We start from the raw sequence: 17,928 nt of genomic DNA, 5'->3' as shown, positions 1-17,928 counted from the left end.
AACGACCACGGCTGAATTACGATAGCAGGACAAGTTTTATCGAGAACCGGACATGCCCATTCCCGTCGTACACCATACCCAACCCTTCCCGGACTGCTTCGATCCGACGCCGGCGCGGCCCGTCACGCTGACGGCGCGCGACCTGGAGGCGGCCGACAGCGTGGCCCCGCACACGCACACGTTCGGCCAGCTGACGTATGCGCGCGAGGGCGTGATCCGCCTGACCGCGGCCGGCAGCAGCTGGATCGTGCCGCCGTCGCGCGCGATCTGGACGGCGCCCGGCGTCGTGCACGAGGTCACGGTGCTCGAACCCGTGCGGCTGCGCCCGGTGCGCATCCACGCCGCGCGCACGCCGTTCCCGGGCGAGGATTGCCGCGTGCTGGAAGTGTCGACCCTGCTGCGCGAACTGATCCTCGCGCTGGAGCAGCTGCCACAGCTCGAAGCGTCGACGCGCGCGAGCCTGTTGTCGGAATTGATGCTGGACGAGCTGGCCCGCTCGCCCGCGCTCCCCATCCGCGTGCCGCTGCCGCGCGACAAACGGCTGCAAAGCCTGTGCGAGCGCCTGCTCGACGAGCCGGGCGCCGCGCATACGCTGGCGGACTGGGCGCGCCAGGTCGGCGCGTCCGAGCGGACACTGGCGCGGTTGTTCGAAAAAGAGCTGGGGATGAGCTTCGGCCAGTGGCGCCAGCAGGTGCGGCTGGCGCACGCGGCGCCGCTGATCGCGCGCGGCATGCCGCTCGCGCGCGTGGCGGAGGAGCTGGGTTACACGAGCCAGTCGGCCTTTTCGCACATGTTCCGCAAGACGTTCGGTTGTTCACCGTCGGCGTTTTTCGCGCAGCGCTGATTATTTCCTCCGCGCCGGCACGGCCGCCACCGCCTCGATCTCGACGAGATACTCGGGCCGGGCCAGCCCCGCCACCTGGACCCACGTGCTGGGCGGCGGCGCCGTCCCGGCGAACATCTCCGCGCGCTTGGCATTCAGCTTCGCGAGCGACGCCGGCTTCACGCCCACATAAAACGTCAGCTTGACGATGTCCTGCGGCCCGGCCCCTTCCGCCGCGAGGATCAGGCGGATGTTTTCCAGCGCCTGCACGGCCTGGTCTTCGACGGATTCCGCCAGCGAACCGTCCGGGCGGTTGCCCACCTGTCCCGCCAGGAACAGCATGCGCGTGCCGGCCGGGACCTCCGCCACGTGGCTGTACGCGGCGACCGGTTTGGCGACCGCCGGCGGATTCGCCTTGCGGATCTCCTGGCCGTGCGCCGGACCGAACGCGCAGGCGGACAGCAGGCCGGCGCACGACAAGGATTTGACGTTCATGAGGTCTCCAGTGTGTGGACGTTAAGGCGCCGCTCCAGCCGCGCCCGCACGTCGGGCCAGTCGAGGTCCGTCACGGCGAACAGCACGCTGTCGCGCACGTGCCCGGTCCACGTGACGCGTTCGCGCCGCAGCACGCCTTCGCGGACGGCGCCCAGCTTGGCGATGGCCGCCTGGCTGCGCACGTTGCGCGCGTCCGTCAGCAGCTCCACGCGGCGCATGCCGCCGACGAAGGCGTGCGCCAGCATCAGGTATTTCGCTTCCGCGTTGACCAGGGTGGACCGCGCATCCGGATGGATGAACGTGCCGCCGATTTCCACGGTCTGGCGCGAGGGCTTGAGGTTGAGGAAGCTGGTGGTGCCGACGATGGCGCCGGTCGCGCGGTGGCGGATGGCGTAGGCGATCCAGCCGCCCTGCGCGACCTGGCCGTTCAGGCTGCGCCAGAAGCCGTCGAAACCGGCGCCTTGGCCGTTGATCGCGAACAGGCGCCACGCGTCGGCATCGCAATCGAGCGCGGCGCGGACGGGGTCGCGGAGCGTCTCGTCAAACGGTTCCAGCCGCACGTGGCGGCCGTCGAGCGGAATGGGCTGCATGGGAAGCGGGACAAAGTCGGGCTTCCCATGATAGCAGAACGTTAATGGACGGCCGGCTGCGTCGCCGCCGTGCCGGCGCCGATGCCCCTTGGCTGGTAGGCCTGCGCGGCCTGATGGGTATCGTCGTATTCCTTGAAGCCGGCGATCTTGCCGCCGACCACGCGGAACACGTGGCACCAGTCGCTGCTGAATTCGGCGCCCGTGGCCTTGACGGCGAACGTGCCGTGCCCGAGCACGACGACCTGGTCGCCTTGCGCGATGAATTGGTCGGGCCTGAATTCGCGCGGTTCCTGGCACTCGGCCAGGATGCGGAAGAAGTCGGCCACCTGGTCCACGCCGTGGCGCTTACCGGTGAACGGGACACCCTCGATGTCGGGCAGTTCCCAGTCGATGTCCTGCGCGAGCATGCCGAGCAGGCGCTGGATGTCGCCCTGGCCGTACGCGTCGTACGCCTGTTTGAGCAGGCTGATGTTGGCTTGCTCGTTCATGATCCCCTCCGTGAAAGCTCGATGATCGGACTTCCAGTATCGCTTCCGCAAGGCGGATTGCAATGGTGGGCGGGCAAGCGCGCCAACTAAGTGCGCCAACCAAGCGCGCCGGCTAAGTCGTCACGCTGAACGGCACCCCGACGTCATCCCACGCGGCCGCTTCCTTTTCGAACCAGGCGGCGACGGTCGGATGCTGGCGCAGCCAGCCGCGCGGCGTCTCGATGTCGATGCGGCCCTTCATGCGCAGGCGCACGGCGTCGACGTCGGCATCCACGCGCGCATGCATGAACACGGCGGCGAGGCGCAGCGCCAGCACGGCCTTGGCGAGGTCGGGCACGCCCAGCACTTCGCGCACCTTGCGCAGGTTGCCCTTCTGGCCCAGGACGATCAGGCTCATCAAACGCTGTTCGCGCGCCGTGAAGCCGGGCATGTCGGCATGTTCGACGATATACGCGGCATGCTTGTGCGCGCCCGTGTGCGAGATCGATTGCCCGATCTCGTGCAGCATGGCGCTGCGCAGCAGGTGGTGGACGACGGCGTCGTCCTGCGGCGACAGCTTGTCGAACAGCTTGCGCGCGATGGCCGCCGTGCGCGCGGCGCGCTGGGTGTCGACGCCGAAGCGGCGCATGCAGTCCTGGATGGCCAGGTCGCGGCGGTCGTGGCGGTTGGCGCGCAGCTCGAGGTCGGACAAGACCCCCAGGCGCAGGCCGGCGTTAATCGCTGTCATGGCGGACACGCCCAGTTCCTGCATCACGCCGATCAGGATGGACAGGCCGCCCGTCATCACGATCACGCGTTCGCGTTTCACGCCCGGCAGGTCGAACGCGTCGACGTGGCCGCATTCGATCAGCTTGTCGCGCAGCGCCAGCAGGCTCGTCAACGACATCGTGCCGTCGCCCAGGCGGTTGCGCGAGATCACTTCGTTAATCGCGCGCATGGTGCCGGAGGACCCGTAGACGGCATCCCAGCCGTGCTTGCGGTATTGGTCGGCCATGTCCTCGAAGCGGGCGCGCGCCGCGTTGACGGCCGTCTCGAACGCGTCCGGGCTGATGTGGCCGCCGTGGAAATATGTGGCGCTCTGCGGATGCGTGCCGATGCTGAACGATTCGACCATGTGGATGTCGTCGCCATGCGCCGCGATGACTTCCGTCGACCCGCCGCCGATGTCGATCACGAGCCGCCGCTCGGCGCGCCGGCCCAGCGCGCGCGCGACCCCCATGTAGATCAGGCGGCCTTCTTCCTCGCCGGAGATGATCTCGATGGGATAGCCGATCGCTTCTTCCAGGCGCGGCAGCACGGCGTCGGCATTGGTGGCCACACGCATCGTGTTGGTCGCGACGACGCGCACGGCGTCGAGCCGGAACTGGCGCAGGATGGCGCTGAAATCGCGCAGGGTGCGCAGGGCCGTCTCCACCGCGGCTTCGCTCAAGACATTGTCCGGGCCGAGGCCGGCCGCGAGGCGGATCGGGTCGCGCGCCGTGCGCACGATGTGGATCTGGCCCGCGATCGGCTCGCCGATGTGGAGGCGGAAGGAATTGGAGCCGAGGTCGACTGCTGCGTACATGGATGGGCCCGGATGAAGTGGCGTTGACGGCAGTATAGCGGCCGCCGCGGCCACCGCGTCTCCCGTTACGCCTCCTGCAAGATCCTGCGGCACCATCAACGCAACGCTTCCGTCAGCACGCGCCCTTCCGCGCCCGCCGGACGGCGCACGTGCAGGATCTGGGCCAGCGTCGGGGCGATGTCCACGACTTCGGTGTAGCCGCCCTGTTCGCCCGGACGGATCCAGCGCTTGCCCATGATCAGCAGCGGCACGGACGTGTCGTACTGCCACGGCGTGCCGTGGCTGGCGCCCGACGTGCCGCTGGAGAAGATCGTGTACGGCGTCGGCACGACGAGCAGATCGCCGGACAGCTGGCGGTTCCAGGCGCGCTGCATCAGCGTGGCCAAGCGCGATGTCGCGGCGATGCCCTGCTCCAGCTGCGTACGCGTGAACACTTCCGAGATGCCCGGCTGTGTCAGCAGGAAACGCGCGGCGGCGTTTTCCACGTCGGCACGGGCGAGGCCGCGGCGCTCGATGGCGGCGTAGTCGAGGTAGACCTCCGGCAACAGCGACGTCTTGACCAGTTTGGCGCCGCCGAAACGCTCCGCGAGCGCACCGTCGAGTTTGTCCAGCAACGCCTTCGGATCGACGCGCAGCGCGTCCACATGCTGGCTGCGCGAAAACTCGGCCGTGTTGGCGAAACCGTGGTCGGCCGTCAGCACGACGAGGACATTGTCCATCCCGACGCGCTTGTCGAGGAAGGCGAAGAATTGCGCGATTTTCCGGTCGATCTGTTGCAGGTGGTCGTGCGACATGCGGCTTTCGGGGCCGTACGCATGGTTCACGTAATCGTGGCCGGACAGGCTGATGCCCAGCAGGTCCGTGGCACCCGTCGGATTGCTGCCCAGCTGTTCGCCGTCGACGGCGGCCTCGGCGAATTCCAGCGTCAGTTCGTCGATGGCCGGGCTCGCTTTCAACCGGCCGTAGTAGTCGGCGGCCGGCTTGCCGCTGTCGCTGTAGAACGTGAACGGGAAGCGGTTCGTGTTGATCGTGGTCGCCTCCGGGTACGGGGCGTCGTCGGCATAGGCCTTGTCGTCCAGCAGCGGCTTCCACGACTTCGCGTAGTAGCGGTCCTGCGGCTTCGCGGCGCGGAAGCGCCCGGCCCAGGCGGGATACTTGTCCATGTAATACGTGCTGCTGGCGAAGTCGCCCGTCTTGTCCATGTACATGTAGGCGGTGCCCGTCTTGCCCGCGAGCAGGATGGCGCCGCGGTCCTTGCCGGAGACGGTCACGACCTTGCTGCGGTTGCCGCTCGCGTAGCGCAGCTGGTCGCCGAGCGTGTCCACGCGCAGGTTCGCGGGCGACGTGCCGTCGTGGGTGTCGGTCTCTTCGTCGATGTAGTGGTAGCGGGTGTCCTCGGTGCAATAGACTTGCTGGCCGTTCGACGCGATCCAGTTATTGCCGATGATGCCGTGGCGGTACGGATACGCGCCCGACAGCACGGCCGAGTGGCCGACGGCCGTCACCGTGATGCCGTGGGCCTGGTGCGCATCCGTGAACGACGCGCCCTGCTCCAGCAGGCGGCGCAGGCCGCCGGGGCCGAACTGGTCGCGGTAGCGCTGCACCTGTTCGGACGGCAGGCCGTCGATGACCATCACGACCACCAGCTTCGGCGCTTTCACCTGCGCGGCGACGCCGGCCGGCTTGGCAGTCTGCGCGGCGGACGCCGGGCCGGGCAGCCACAAGGTGGCGCACATGATCAGGGTGAGCGAAGTCTTCAGCCAGGTGGGGCGCATGCGGGCGGTCTTTCTGTCGGGTTGCTGGTTATTGCGAATCGTACATTGTATGAAGGGTAAATGTCAGTTCCGTGACAGTGGCCGCGGTGCGGCGCCGTCAGCCGGCGAAGTGCGCGGCCAGTCCCAGTGCGCGGAAGCGCTCGACGACGAAATCGACGAACACGCGCGTCTTGGCGGGCAGCAGCCGCCGGCTCGAATAGTAGAGGAACAGCGGCCCCGTTTCCGCATACCAGTTTGGCAGGATGCGCACGAGCCGCCCGTCCGCCAGCAACGGCCCCGCGTGCGGCGCCGGCAGCAGCGCGATGCCCAGGCCCGCCGCGGCCGCGTGCGCCATCGCTTCCGGATCGTCCAGCACGGCCACGGGCCGGCATTCGTACGGCGCCACGCCGCCCGCGTCGTCGCGCAAGGTGAGCACCTGCAGCCGGCCGGTGCGGATCGACCGGCGCGCGACGCCGTCGTGAAAGGCCAGGTCGTCGGGGTGCCGCGGCGTGCCATGCCTGGCCAGGTAGTCGGGCGATGCCGCGAGGACGATGCGCACGCGCGCCAGCTCGCGCGCGACGACGCCCTGCGGCAGCTCGACGCCGCCGCCGATGGCCACGTCGAACCCTTCCGCGATCAGGTCGACCTGGCGGTTGTCGAAGTGCAGGTCGCACAGCACCTCGGGATAGCGGCGGCGGAATTCCGCCAGCATCGGCACGAAGTGCATGCGTCCGACAGCCGGCGCCATCGCCACTTTCAATGGCCCGGCCGCGTGATCGGCGCCCTGGCGCACGACGACCATCGCGTCCTGGATGCGGTGCCACGGCTCGGCCACCTCGCGCAGAAACCGTTCCCCCTCTTCCGTGAGGCTCAGCTTGCGCGTGCTGCGCCGGAACAGGCGCACGCCGAGGCTGGCCTCGAGCCGCCCCACGTTCTTGCTGACGCCCGCGGGCGACAGGCCGAGGCGGCGCGCCGCGGCGGAAAAGCCGCCGTCCTCGGCACTGTAGATGAAGGAATCCAGGTGGACGAATGCATCGTTCATGGCTGATCTTTAACCCGCAGTTGAAAGTCTTATGCGATCCGGCCGGCTAGTTTGAACCGGGAGTTGGAATAATACTGCACACATCAACCACCCCAACCGAACGGAGAACACCATGGCAACCACGAATCTCGAACACAAAGTCGCTTTCGTCACCGGCGGTTCGCGCGGCATCGGCGCCGGCATCGTCGAACGCCTGGCGCACGAAGGCGCGGCCGTCGCCTTCACCTACCAATCGTCGGAGGCCGCCGCCCAGGCGCTTGCGGGCCGCATCGAAGCCGCCGGCGGCCGCGCCCTGGCGCTGCGCGCCGACGCGGCCGATCCGCAAGCGTTGACGGCCGCCATCGATGCCGCCGCCGCCAACTTCGGCCGGCTGGACATCCTCGTCAACAACGCCGGCGTCTTCCTCGGCGGCCACGTGACGGAATTCGCGCTGGCGGACTTCGACAAGACGGTCGCCGTCAACCTGCGCGCCGTGTTCGCCGCCACGCAGGCGGCCGTGCGCCACCTGCCGGAGGGCGGGCGCGTCATCAACATCGGCAGCACCAACGCGATCCGCGTACCGTTCGCCGGCGCCGCCGTCTACGCGATGAGCAAATCGGCGCTGACGGGCCTCGTGAAGGGTCTCGCACGCGACCTGGGCCCGCGCGGCATCACCGTCAACAACGTGCTGCCGGGCCCCGTCGACACGGACATGAATCCGGCCGACACGGACTTCGGCAAGTCGCTGCATGCCTTCATGGCCCTGCCGCGCCACGGCCGGCCGAGCGAGATCGCATCGATGGTGGCGTGGCTGGCGAGCCCGGAGGCGAGCTTCGTGACGGGTGCGGATCTCGCCGTGGACGGCGGTTTCGCGGCCTGAAACCGGGGTCAGAGCCCGGATTTTGGAAATTGCCCAAAATCGGGCTCTGACCCCGGTTTTCAGTCGATGCGCTTGACCGACTCGCGTACGACGAGGTTCAGCTGCGGCACCTCGATATCGAGCGTCTCGTGCCCGATCATCTTGATGATGGCACGGCCGAGGCACTTGCCGACGTCGAACAACGGCTGGCGCACGGTGGTCAGCGGCGGCGTCGTGTACATGGAGCTGTGCAGGTCGTCGAAGCCGATCACGGAGATATCTTCCGGGACGCGGATGCCGCGCCGGTACAGCGCCAGGCGCGCGCCATACGCGGTCAGGTCGTTGGCGCAGAAGATCGCGGTGAAGCGCTGCTTCGATTCCAGCAGGCGCTCCACGGCCAGGAGGCCGCTCGATTCCTCGAAGTCGCCTTCCACGATCAGCTGCTGCTGTTCCTTGATGCCGTGCTTGGCCAGCGTGTCGCGGTAGCCGGCGAGGCGGGCCAGCGCGTCCTGGTGGTCGGACGGGCCGGTGATGAAGGCGATGTTGCGGTGGCCCTGCGCGATCAGGTGGCCCACCGCCTCGCACGCGCCCCAGTAGTTGTCGAGGCAGAAGCCGTAGGCGCGCGGCGCGTCCAGGTCGCGGCCGAAGGCGACGATGGGCACGCGCTGCGACAGTTTCAGGATCTGCGCATCCTTCAATTTACCGCTCAGGATCACGAGGCCATCCACGCGCCGCGCGATGAGGAGTTCGATGCGCTCGGCCTCCTCGTCCGCATGCCAGTGGCCGGAGACGATCAGCGGCGCGTAGCCCGTGCCCTGCAGCGCCTCGTCGATGCCCGCCATCGCGTCGGCGAAATAGCCCGACACGAGCGACTGCGTCAGCACGCCGATCGTGCGCGAGCTGCCCATCTTGAGGTTCTGGGCCAGCACGTTCGGCTTGTAATTGAGCTTTTCGATGACGCTTTCGATGGCCTGGCGCTTTTCCTCCGACACCTTGGCGGTGCCGTTCAGGAAGCGCGAAACCGTCGCCGCCGACACGCCCGCGACACGGGCGACCTCGTGGACGGTGACCATCGGCGAGCTGCTGGGATCCTTTTTCATGCGTTTCGGCCTGCTTCTTCTGCACGGCGGTTGCCGCGAAGCTCGTGAATATACACCAGGACATGCCGGTTTGACATGTGGCTTGGCGGTTGCAGGGAAAAAATCTATTTGACACCCGGGCAAGGGCGCATGTACGATGAAATCGATTTCAAAAGTTTCACCCGATAACGACAACCGAAGCATCATGACCGACTCCATCCGATTTCCTTCCAACTTCACGTGGGGCGTCGCGACCAGCGCCTTCCAGATCGAAGGCGCCTTTGACGCCGACAGCAAGGGCCCTTCGATCTGGGATACGTTCTCGCACGATCCCGCCAACATCATCGACGGCAGCAACGGCGACGTCGCCTGCGACCACTACCACCGCTATCGCGACGACGTCGCGCTGATGGCGTCGCTGGGCGTGGACGCCTACCGCTTCTCGATGGCGTGGAGCCGCGTGCAGCCCACCGGCATGGGCGCATGGAACGAGGCGGGCTTCGATTTCTACACGCGCCTCTTGGACGCGCTGGACGAGAAAGGCATCGCCGCGCACATCACCTTGTACCACTGGGACCTGCCGCAGGGCCTGCAGGATATCGGGGGCTGGATGTCGCGCGACACCGCGCACCGCTTCGCCGACTACGCGGCCGAAGTGGCGCGCCGCTACGGCAACCGCGTGGCCAGCATCGCCACGCACAACGAACCGTGGTGCACGGCGAACCTCGGCTACGGCAACGGGCAGTTCGCGCCCGGCGTCGCCGATAAAAGACAGGCGATCCAGGTATCGCACCACCTGCTGCTGTCGCACGGCCTCGCCATGCAGGCGATGCGCGCCGTGCAGCCGGCGTGCATGCTCGGCATCGTCCTGAACCAGTGGACCGCGGAACCGGCGACGGACACCAACGCGGACCGCCGCCTGGCCGCGCTCGAATGGGCCAATTCCATCGCGTGGTTCATGGACCCGATCTTCAAGCGCCGCTATCCCGCCCTGTCGCTGGAAGCGCACGGCGAGAACGCGCCCATCGTGCACGCGGGCGACTTCGACGTCATCGCGCAGCCGCTCGACTTCCTCGGCGTGAACTACTATCGCCGCGAAGTGCTGAGCGCCGAAGTCCCGCCGAAGAAGCCGGAGGGCGGCATGGGCTTCACCGACATGGGATGGGAAATCTACCCGCAGGGCCTCACGGACCTGCTGGTGCAGCTGAAACAGGAGTACCCCGACCTGCCGCCGGTGTACATTACGGAAAACGGCATGGCCTCGGTCGACAAGGTCGAGGACGGGCAGGTCAACGACACCCAGCGCCTGGAGTACGTGCGCACCCACCTGGAAGCCCTCAAGGCCGCGCTGGACGCGGGCGTCGACGTGCGCGGTTACTTCCTGTGGAGCCTGATGGACAATTTTGAATGGAATTCCGGCTATGAAAAGCGGTTCGGCATCGTCTACGTCGACTACGCCACGCAGCAGCGGACGCCCAAGGCGAGCGCCCTCTGGTACCGCGATTTCATCGCCGGCCAGCGCGACGCGCTGCGCGCAGCCTGATACCGACGCGGGCAAAAACCCGAGGAGACCGAGGACACATGAGGGACACCATGGATGATGTACTTTTCGGCGGCGCCCGCCTGCTGGCCGACATCGGCGGCACGAACGCCCGCTTCGCCCTGCAGCGCGGCCCCGGCCGCATCGAAGAAATCGCGACGCTGGCCTGTGCCGCCCACGCGACGTTCACCGACGCCGTGCGCGCCTACCTGGCGCGCCACCCCGGCGCCGCGCGCGAAGTGCGCCACGCCGTGATCGCGATCGCGAATCCGGTCGAAGGCGATGTCGTCAAGATGACCAACCACCACTGGCAGTTCTCGATCGATTGCGTCCGCCGCGACCTCGGTCTGGACACGCTGCTCGTCGTGAACGACTTCGCGGCGCTGTCGATGTCCGTGCCCGGCCTGGCCGACGCGGACCTCGAGCAGGTCGGCGGCACCCGGGTCAATCCGGACGCCGTGATCGGCGTCGTGGGCGCGGGCACGGGCCTCGGCGTCGGCGGCGTGATCCCGGCCGGCGGCCGCTGGACCGTGTTGCCCAGCGAAGGCGGCCACGTGGCCTTCTCGCCGTCGAATGCGCGCGAACAGGCGATCCTCGCGTACTGCTGGACCAAGTGGGACCACGTGTCGGCCGAGCGCCTGATCTCGGGCCCGGGCCTCGCGACCATCCACGAGGCGCTGTGCGCCATCGACGGCGTCGCAGGCGAGCCGCTTGCGCCGGCGCAGGTCGTCGAACGCGGCCTCGCGGGCGACGCGCTGTGCACGGAAGTGCTGGACATCTTCTGCGGCGCGCTCGGCACGATGGCCGCGAACGTGGCCGTGACACTGTGCGCGCGCGGCGGCATCTACATCGGCGGCGGCGTCGTGCCGCGGCTGGGCGGGTTCTTCGCCAAGTCGTCGTTCCGCGCCCGCTTCGAGAACAAGGGCCGCTTTTCGAACTTCTGCAAGCAGATCCCGGCGTACGTGATCCACGCGCCCTACCCCGCACTGGCCGGCGCCGCCGCCATGCTGGACCAGCAACTGGTCGACGCGCGCGCCGCCGGCCAGCGCGCCCCGATCGATTCCGTCACGACGGCCCAGCATGCGCACGCCTGACCGTATCAGCCACCCGCTGCTGTGGGTGCCGACCGGCTACTTCACGATGGCGCTCGGCTACATCATGCTGACGAGCGTCACCGCGATCATGTTCAAGAATCTGGGCATGGACAACGGCCGCGCCGCCGCCTATTCGAGCATGCTGATCTTCGCCTACACGGCCAAGCCGCTGTTCGCGCCGATCGTCGAGATGTACCGCACCAAGAAATTCTTCGTGCTGTGCATGCAGGTGCTCATCGCCCTGGGCTTTGCCGGCGCGGGCCTGGCCATGAGCATGCCGAACTGGATGGTGCTGATGCTGTCGCTGTTCGTCCTGATGTCGTTCATCGGCGCGACGCAGGACATCGCCAGCGACGGCGTCTACGTCACGTCGCTCGACACGCGCACGCAGGCCCTGTACTGCGGCGTGCAGAGCCTGTCGTGGAACGTCGGGCCGATCGTCGCTTCCGGCTTCCTCGTCTACCTGAGCGGCCGCCTGCACACCGAGGTGTTCCACCACGACCCGAAGGTGTTCGGGCCCGAATGGATGGACGCGTGGCGGGTGATCTTCTTCATCGTCGCCGCCGTCGTGCTGCTGATGGCCGCCTGGCACGCGCGCGTGATGCCCGAGGGCGCGCGCGCGGAAAACACGCCGACGAGCCTATCCGGCGCGGGCCACATCCTGTGGGATTCGTTCGTCACCTTCTTCCAGAAGCGCGACGTGTGGAAGATGGTCGCCTTCGCGTTCCTGTTCCGCGTCAGCATCGGCATGCTGGAAAAGATCGGCCCGTTCTTCATGGTCGATTCGGCCGCGAAGGGAGGGCTCGGCCTGTCGAACGAACAGCTGGGCATCATCTACGGCACCTGGGGCCTGATCGCGGTGCTCGTCGGTTCCCTGCTCGGCGGCATGTTCGTCGCCAAGCGCGGCCTGAAACGCACGCTGTTCATCCTGTGCTGCGCCGTCAACATCCCGAACCTGACGTTCCTCGCGATGAGCATCGCGCTGCCGACGGACGCGTGGACCATCGCGGCCGGCGTCATCGTCGAAAAGTTCTTCTACGGTTTCGGCTCGGTGGGCTACATGATCTACCTGATGCAGCAGCTCGCGCCGGGCAAGTACACGACGACGCACTACGCCTTCGGCACGGGCCTGATGGGACTGTGCATGATGGTCACGGGCACGATCAGCGGCCTGCTGCAGGAGTATCTGGGCTATGTGAGCTACTTCGTCGCCGTCATGATCGCCACGATCCCATCGTTCCTGGCCACCTGGTTCGCGCCGTTCCACCACGACGACGGCATGGGCGCCGGCAGCGACGGCGCCAAGCATGCCCCGGCCGCCAACGACGCGAACGTGAATCCCCGAGCGGCCTGAATCCCGGGCCGTCGACTTCCGGCCGGGCACTGCCCGGCTGTTTCTTAAATTCGGGGTCAGAGCCCTTTTCTGATCACTATTCCGAGCACAAAGAATTCAGCGACAGTCGCGGCACCGCCGTGAGATTCGGGTCAGAGCACAATGCGGATCGATGTCCGGATGCACAACAAGTTTTCGCACGGCGCCGATATTCTCACCATGTCGAGGCGCGCGTCGGCACCGGCCCCGTAAGAAGTTACGTTAAAGATCGTGCTTCAAACAGGGCTCTGACCCCGAAGTTTCAGGCGGCCAGCCTGGCGACGGGTGACGTCCTTCGCTGCGCCGCTGGCGCCTCGGGCGGCGCGGTGCCGTCGTCGCCGGTACGGAAGACACTCACCGTGCGCGCCAGGTTGCGCGCCTGCTCGTCCAGGCTCGCCGCCGCCGCCGCGGCCTGCTCGACGAGGGCCGAGTTCTGCTGGGTGGTGTCGTCCAGGTGGGTGATGACGTCGTTGACCTGATGGATGCCCGACGCCTGCTCGCGCGAGGCCACGACGATCTCCGACACGATGCCGGACACACGCTGCACGCTGGCCAGGATGTCGTCCATCGACGCGCCGGCCTGGCTCACCAGGCGGTTGCCGGCCTCGATGCGCCCGACGCTTTCGCCGATCAGCTGCTTGATCTCCTTGGCCGCCGCCGCGCTGCGCTGGGCAAGCGTGCGCACCTCGCCGGCGACGACCGCGAATCCGCGTCCCTGTTCGCCCGCCCGCGCCGCTTCCACCGCGGCATTCAGCGCGAGGATGTTGGTCTGGAAGGCGATGCCGTCGATGACGGCGATAATGTCGACGATCTTGCGGGCGCTCTCGTTGATCGCTTCCATGGTCGCCACCACGTCGGTCACCACCTGGCCGCCGCGCCGCGCCACGAGCGACGCCTGGCTCGCCACCTCGTTGGCCTGGGCGGCATTCTCGGCGTTCTGCTTGACGGTGGACGTGATCTCTTCCATCGACGCCGCCGTCTCCTGCAGGCTCGATGCCTGCGACTCCGTGCGCGTCGACAGGTCCGCGTTGCCGCTCGCGATATCGCCGGCGGCGGCGCCGATGGTGTCGACGCTCACCCGGACTTCGCGCACGATCCCGCGCAGGTTGTCGTTCATGCGCCCCAGCGACGCCAGCAGCCGCGCCGTCTCGTTGCGGCCGGCGGCGGCGATGTCGGTCGTGAGGTCGCTGGCGGCGACGCGTTCCGCGATCTCGACGGCATTGTTCAACGGCTGGGTCACGGAGCGGGCGATCATGGCGAGCATCAGGCCGCCGAACGCGAACAGCGCGGCGACGGCGGCGAGCATGCCCAGCCGGGTGCGCTCGAGCGTGCCGATGCGGGCATCGAGCAAGGCGTTGAACTGCTCCGTGGCCTTGCCCGCGAACGTGTATTGGGTATCGATCGCCGCGGTCGTGCGCTTGACGTACTCCGATCCGGAGAACGTGAGCGTGTCCGCCTTCACGATCTGCTCCATGGCCAGCTTCATGGTCTGCTGCGCCTGCTCGCGCACGTCGCGCGTCAGGTCTTCCAGCGGCGCGGTCAGCGCGGGATTGGCGCGCGCGGCCTTGTCGAACTGGCTCGTGGTCTGGTGCAGGCGGTCGGCGACCCGCGCCACGATCGCGGACAGCGCCAACCGGTCTTCCGGCGTGACGCTCTTCATGGCCAACAGGCCGGCGCCCTTGGCGCGCATCTTGCCGAGTTCCTCCGACAGATAAGGCAACTGGTAATCGATGGCCTGGATCAGCTGGTAGGAATCGACGTCCGGATCGAGGTTCAGGCCAAAGTGATCGGCCACCTGGTCCTCGACGTCCAGCAGCTTGGACACCAGGGCGGTGTGCCCCTCATAGCTCTCGGGCACCGTGATCGTGCCCGCGGCGACGCGCCCGCGCAGCGTTTCCCAATCGCGTTTAGCGTCGGCCCAGGCCTGGTCGATGCGCGGATCGTGGAGGTCGGCGACGATGGCCGCCATGGCCGCGTAGTTGGCGTCCACCTCGCGCTGCTTCGCCTCCCGCTTGGGGATCGCCTCGGCAATGCCGCCGACCACCAGCGCCGCCAGCCCGCGATGCTGCTGCGTCGTCTGGATGGTCGCGAGGACCGTGGCCACCGGCGTGCGCGCCGCGGCTTCGAGCCTCAGGGCATCGAGCGCCGCGCTGGTGTCTTTCAGGTACAGGGTGGCCGGGATGGCGGCGACGATGATACCGACGACGCTCAAAATAGTGAATTTTTGCCAGAGCAGCAATTGCTCGAGGCGACGTTGTAAGCCCATGATGTTTCCTTGCTGCAAATTTTGAGGACGCAATATTGTATCCGCAAGGAAACAATAAATACAGCAGACGGGAAATGCAATGCAAATCGGTGCGATTCGGCGCAGATGCGACAAATCGGCCGTGGCGTCAGATCGGATCGGTGGCCAGCCTCGAGCGCCGCACCGGCGCGCGGATGCCGTAGCGCTGCGCCGACTGGCGCACGAGGTTCTCGAACCACGGCGGCGCGTCGGGGGCGATCACGATGCTGCGCAGTAGCCGGCCGGCGTCGATCGGCACGACGATGCCGGGCTGGCGCAGGCCGGGCGCGGGCGCGTCGCGGGTGCGGTCGATGATCACCCGCACCTCCTTTTCGTATTCGTAGGCCTTGGTCTTGTACGCGAAGATGCGCGTGTAGTCGGGCGACACGTCCAGTTTCGGGTCGCTCCAGTGCTTGACGTATTCCACGCGCGCGATCGAGATCTTGTGCTCGGCGATGTCGGCCACGGTGGCCGCCAGCTGGCCGACGGTCGACGTCAGCGCCACGGCGCATTCGGACTTGCCGTACAACGCCCACATGGCGGCGCTGTCGTCCTGGTTGCGGTGCCAGCAATTGATGAACACGGACTCGCGCATCCGCCGCTTGAACTGTTCGTAGTCGTAATCGATCTCGCCGCGGGCATGCGCGTCGCTGATCTGCGTGCGCAGCGACGGCGTGAACGCGCCCTCGAACTTGTCGCTGAAGTGGTCGGCGCGGCAAAAGAACAGCGTGGAATTCTCGAAGAAATCGAACAGCTTCGCCGCATCGAGATAGCGCCACAGGACGGTGTCTGGGCGCAACTGCTCCCCGGTACTGCGCCGGTCGGCGTCGACCAGCCGCGCATCCCGGATCGGCATCCTGTTGATGACTGAAGTGCCCATGGCTTGAAACTGTGGTTTACCTCGGTGGTTATATACGATTGTAGTGCGCGATTGTAGTGCGCGCGCGTGCCGGCACGCCGCACGGGATGAGACCGTATTTTGGCAAGCCCTCCCATGCAGGTAGAATGAATACAAAGGAAGCCCAACAACGTCACGATTGCCCGCGGGCATGAGCCGGCGAACGCGGGGCACGAACCGTTCTATGATCATTCAGAGAACACATCGGTACGTCAATATTGCAGCGGCCATCAGCATTCTAGTGCTGCTCGTGGGCATTTCCACGCTGGCCGTCGGCATCCAGCGCACGGCCGCGTCGTGGCGCTGGGTCAATCACACGCGCGAAGTGCTGCAGCACGTGCAGGGCGCCCAAAGCCTGATCAACGAGGCCGACGCGCTGCAAAAATCGCTGCGGCTGGACTACAACCGCCGCGACGACGCCGATTTCCAGGCGCGGCTGACGGCCCTGCCGGAAGAAGTCCGGCTGCTGACACGGCTGACCGCGGACAATCCCGTCCAGCAAAAGACGCTGGACGACCTGCGCCCCGTGCTCGACGAGTACATCCGCAGCCTGCGCACGGGCCTGGGGCGCAAGGCACCGTATCCCAGCCGGGAGGACGAGCGGGCGCTGCGCCAGACCATCGCGGCCCGGATCGCCGCGTTGCAGCGCGAGGAAGAACGCCTGCTCGCGCTGCGCGACGCGACCGTCGCCGCCGACCGCGCCCGGACCATCGGGGCCGCCGGCACCGTGTCCGTGCTGGCGGTCGCCCTGCTGTTCTTCGTGCGCGCGATGGCGCGCCGCGACGCCGCCTTCCTTGCCTCCGAACGGGCGAATCTCGATACCACGCTGCGCAGCCTCGGCGAAGCCGTGATCGCCGTCGACATCTCCGGCCACGTCCGCTTCATGAACCGCGTGGCGGAACAGCTGCTGGGCTGCGACGAGGCGCACGCGCGGGGCCAGTTGCTGACGACCGTGTTCCGCATCGCGCGCTCGAGCGCCGACGACGACGCGCTGGCCGCGGCGTTGCGGGCGGCGCTGCGCGACAAGCGGGCCGTGGCCGCCGTCCCGATCGCCGGCAGCGGCCCGGGACAACCGGAGCGGATGCGCACCTGGCTGCTCAACTGCCAGCCGCTCGTCGTCCACGATCAGGTCCATGGCGCCGTGATCAGCATGCTCGACGTGACGGACTTGAAACGGGCGCAGCGCGACCTCCGCGACGCCAACCAGTTGCTCGAAGACCGCATCCGGGATCGCACGGAACAACTCGCCCAGGCCAATATGGAATTGCGCGCCTTCGCCCATACGATCGCGCACGACCTGCGCTCGCCGCTGCGCGACCTGCAACGCGATGCGGCGGCGCTGCTGGCAGGCGAGGCCGGCGCGCTGAGCGAGACGGCTACCCGGTCCGTGCGCCGCATCCTTGCCGTCAGCCGGCACATGGACCGGCGCGTGACCGACCTGCTGGCCTACAGCCAGCTGTCGCGCACCGAACTGCGCCTGCAGAACGTCGAACTGGACCGCGTCGTGCAGCTCGCGCTGGGCGACATGGACACGGAGATCGGCGCCAGCGGTGCGCGGATCGAGTGCGCGTCGCCGCTGCCCGCCGTGCTCGGGCACGAAGCCGTCCTCGTGCAGGTCTTCGACAACCTGATCGGCAACGCGCTCAAGTTCGTGGCGCCTGGCGTGGCGCCCCACATCCGCATCGACGGGCGCGTGGACGGCGACGCGGTCCACGTGCGCATCGCGGACAACGGCGTCGGCATCCCCGAGGACAAGCGCGAGCGCGTGTTCGACGTGTTCGGACGCCTGCACGGCGGCGACGCGGGCCAGGGCACGGGCATCGGCCTCGCGATCGTGAAAAAAGGGGTCGAGCGGCTCGGCGGCACGATCGGCGTCGAACCGGCGCCCGCCGGCACGGTGTTCCGCCTGTGCCTGCAACGGCCGCGCCAGATCGCGGCGCCGGCCAGCGCGCCCGTGGATGCGCCGCCGGTGGCCTGACCCGTCAGGTCGAGGAGGCCCTTGCCCGCGAAGGCGACGGTCAAGCCGCCGCCGCACCACGAGGGGGCGTTTCGCCCCGGATTTCTCTG

The 17,928-nt window shown here is 67.7% G+C and carries 15 protein-coding genes; 6 read left to right on the top strand and 9 right to left on the bottom strand.

The genetic code is table 11. The features are described from left to right. Window positions 1-52: 52 nt before the first annotated feature. The gene (locus BVG12_RS31765; RefSeq protein ID WP_075795898.1) at window positions 53-844 is read left to right on the top strand and encodes an AraC family transcriptional regulator; all 792 of its coding nucleotides are present in this window, start codon (window positions 53-55) and stop codon (window positions 842-844) included. Here BVG12_RS31765 and BVG12_RS31760 read toward each other — a convergent pair whose 3' ends face one another. The 6 genes from BVG12_RS31760 to BVG12_RS31735 all read right to left on the bottom strand — a co-directional run bounded on the left by BVG12_RS31760 (window position 845) and on the right by BVG12_RS31735 (window position 6,756). Beyond that, window positions 845-1,318: a RidA family protein gene (locus tag BVG12_RS31760; protein WP_083685567.1), complete on the bottom strand. Its 474-nt coding sequence runs from the start codon at window positions 1,316-1,318 to the stop codon at window positions 845-847. It abuts the gene before it with no gap. Further along, window positions 1,315-1,908: a GNAT family N-acetyltransferase gene (locus BVG12_RS31755; RefSeq protein WP_075795897.1), complete on the bottom strand. Its 594-nt coding sequence runs from the start codon at window positions 1,906-1,908 to the stop codon at window positions 1,315-1,317. The genes BVG12_RS31760 and BVG12_RS31755 overlap by 4 nt, the downstream gene beginning before the upstream one ends. Window positions 1,909-1,949: 41 nt before the next feature. Then, window positions 1,950-2,396 (bottom strand): nuclear transport factor 2 family protein, encoded by a 447-nt coding sequence (locus tag BVG12_RS31750; RefSeq protein ID WP_075795896.1) that lies wholly within the window; start codon window positions 2,394-2,396, stop codon window positions 1,950-1,952. 112 nt (window positions 2,397-2,508) lie between these two features. Further along, entirely contained in the window at window positions 2,509-3,960 is a 1,452-nt protein-coding gene (locus BVG12_RS31745) for a Ppx/GppA phosphatase family protein (protein WP_075795895.1), read from the bottom strand. 95 nt (window positions 3,961-4,055) lie between these two features. Next, window positions 4,056-5,735, bottom strand: coding sequence for an alkaline phosphatase family protein (locus BVG12_RS31740; RefSeq protein ID WP_075795894.1), 1,680 nt, complete (start codon window positions 5,733-5,735; stop codon window positions 4,056-4,058). A 97-nt stretch (window positions 5,736-5,832) separates the two neighbouring features. Continuing rightward, on the bottom strand, window positions 5,833-6,756 hold the full coding sequence (locus BVG12_RS31735; protein WP_075795893.1) for a LysR family transcriptional regulator: 924 nt from the start codon (window positions 6,754-6,756) through the stop codon (window positions 5,833-5,835). Between the two features lie 112 nt (window positions 6,757-6,868). On the opposite strand from BVG12_RS31735, the gene BVG12_RS31730 reads away from it, so the two are divergent. After that, window positions 6,869-7,615, top strand: coding sequence for an SDR family oxidoreductase (locus tag BVG12_RS31730; protein WP_075795892.1), 747 nt, complete (start codon window positions 6,869-6,871; stop codon window positions 7,613-7,615). A 59-nt stretch (window positions 7,616-7,674) separates the two neighbouring features. On the opposite strand, the gene BVG12_RS31725 is transcribed toward BVG12_RS31730, so the two are convergent. Continuing rightward, window positions 7,675-8,694: a LacI family DNA-binding transcriptional regulator gene (locus tag BVG12_RS31725; protein WP_075795891.1), complete on the bottom strand. Its 1,020-nt coding sequence runs from the start codon at window positions 8,692-8,694 to the stop codon at window positions 7,675-7,677. A gap of 184 nt (window positions 8,695-8,878) precedes the next feature. Between BVG12_RS31725 and BVG12_RS31720 the strand changes: the two genes are divergently transcribed. Genes BVG12_RS31720 through BVG12_RS31710 form a run of 3 tightly spaced genes read left to right on the top strand, consistent with a single transcriptional unit; the run spans window position 8,879 to window position 12,661 of the window. Further along, on the top strand, window positions 8,879-10,216 hold the full coding sequence (locus BVG12_RS31720) for a GH1 family beta-glucosidase (RefSeq protein ID WP_075795890.1): 1,338 nt from the start codon (window positions 8,879-8,881) through the stop codon (window positions 10,214-10,216). Between the two features lie 50 nt (window positions 10,217-10,266). Further along, entirely contained in the window at window positions 10,267-11,307 is a 1,041-nt protein-coding gene (locus BVG12_RS31715) for a glucokinase (RefSeq protein ID WP_083685565.1), read from the top strand. Then, window positions 11,294-12,661, top strand: a complete 1,368-nt coding sequence (locus BVG12_RS31710) for an MFS transporter (RefSeq protein WP_083685563.1) — start codon at window positions 11,294-11,296, stop codon at window positions 12,659-12,661. Before BVG12_RS31715 ends, BVG12_RS31710 begins: the two co-directional genes overlap by 14 nt. 280 nt (window positions 12,662-12,941) lie before the next feature. On the opposite strand, the gene BVG12_RS35735 is transcribed toward BVG12_RS31710, so the two are convergent. Next, the gene (locus BVG12_RS35735) at window positions 12,942-14,945 is read right to left on the bottom strand and encodes a methyl-accepting chemotaxis protein (RefSeq protein ID WP_075795888.1); all 2,004 of its coding nucleotides are present in this window, start codon (window positions 14,943-14,945) and stop codon (window positions 12,942-12,944) included. A gap of 127 nt (window positions 14,946-15,072) precedes the next feature. Then, window positions 15,073-15,843, bottom strand: a complete 771-nt coding sequence (locus BVG12_RS31700) for a hypothetical protein (RefSeq protein ID WP_075795887.1) — start codon at window positions 15,841-15,843, stop codon at window positions 15,073-15,075. A gap of 202 nt (window positions 15,844-16,045) precedes the next feature. Here BVG12_RS31700 and BVG12_RS31695 point away from each other — a divergent pair, with 202 nt between their 5' ends. Then, window positions 16,046-17,839: a sensor histidine kinase gene (locus BVG12_RS31695; RefSeq protein WP_169926852.1), complete on the top strand. Its 1,794-nt coding sequence runs from the start codon at window positions 16,046-16,048 to the stop codon at window positions 17,837-17,839. The last annotated feature ends 89 nt before the right edge of the window (window positions 17,840-17,928 follow it).

This window comes from Massilia putida, from assembly GCF_001941825.1.
Classification (GTDB): Bacteria; Pseudomonadota; Gammaproteobacteria; order Burkholderiales; family Burkholderiaceae_D; genus Telluria; species Telluria putida.
The sequence above is the reverse complement of the archived record's forward strand: the minus strand, read 5'-3'. Positions and strand labels throughout refer to the sequence as shown.

Excerpts from the sequence above, each read along its gene's own strand:
- BVG12_RS31765 (WP_075795898.1), top strand. The coding sequence starts at position 53 with ATGCCCATTCCCGTCGTACACCATACCCAACCCTTCCCGGACTGCTTC.
- BVG12_RS31760 (WP_083685567.1), bottom strand. The coding sequence starts at position 1,318 with ATGAACGTCAAATCCTTGTCGTGCGCCGGCCTGCTGTCCGCCTGCGCG.
- BVG12_RS31755 (WP_075795897.1), bottom strand. The coding sequence starts at position 1,908 with ATGCAGCCCATTCCGCTCGACGGCCGCCACGTGCGGCTGGAACCGTTT.
- BVG12_RS31750 (WP_075795896.1), bottom strand. The coding sequence starts at position 2,396 with ATGAACGAGCAAGCCAACATCAGCCTGCTCAAACAGGCGTACGACGCG.
- BVG12_RS31745 (WP_075795895.1), bottom strand. The coding sequence starts at position 3,960 with ATGTACGCAGCAGTCGACCTCGGCTCCAATTCCTTCCGCCTCCACATC.
- BVG12_RS31740 (WP_075795894.1), bottom strand. The coding sequence starts at position 5,735 with ATGCGCCCCACCTGGCTGAAGACTTCGCTCACCCTGATCATGTGCGCC.
- BVG12_RS31735 (WP_075795893.1), bottom strand. The coding sequence starts at position 6,756 with ATGAACGATGCATTCGTCCACCTGGATTCCTTCATCTACAGTGCCGAG.
- BVG12_RS31730 (WP_075795892.1), top strand. The coding sequence starts at position 6,869 with ATGGCAACCACGAATCTCGAACACAAAGTCGCTTTCGTCACCGGCGGT.
- BVG12_RS31725 (WP_075795891.1), bottom strand. The coding sequence starts at position 8,694 with ATGAAAAAGGATCCCAGCAGCTCGCCGATGGTCACCGTCCACGAGGTC.
- BVG12_RS31720 (WP_075795890.1), top strand. The coding sequence starts at position 8,879 with ATGACCGACTCCATCCGATTTCCTTCCAACTTCACGTGGGGCGTCGCG.
- BVG12_RS31715 (WP_083685565.1), top strand. The coding sequence starts at position 10,267 with ATGGATGATGTACTTTTCGGCGGCGCCCGCCTGCTGGCCGACATCGGC.
- BVG12_RS31710 (WP_083685563.1), top strand. The coding sequence starts at position 11,294 with ATGCGCACGCCTGACCGTATCAGCCACCCGCTGCTGTGGGTGCCGACC.
- BVG12_RS35735 (WP_075795888.1), bottom strand. The coding sequence starts at position 14,945 with ATGGGCTTACAACGTCGCCTCGAGCAATTGCTGCTCTGGCAAAAATTC.
- BVG12_RS31700 (WP_075795887.1), bottom strand. The coding sequence starts at position 15,843 with ATGGGCACTTCAGTCATCAACAGGATGCCGATCCGGGATGCGCGGCTG.
- BVG12_RS31695 (WP_169926852.1), top strand. The coding sequence starts at position 16,046 with ATGATCATTCAGAGAACACATCGGTACGTCAATATTGCAGCGGCCATC.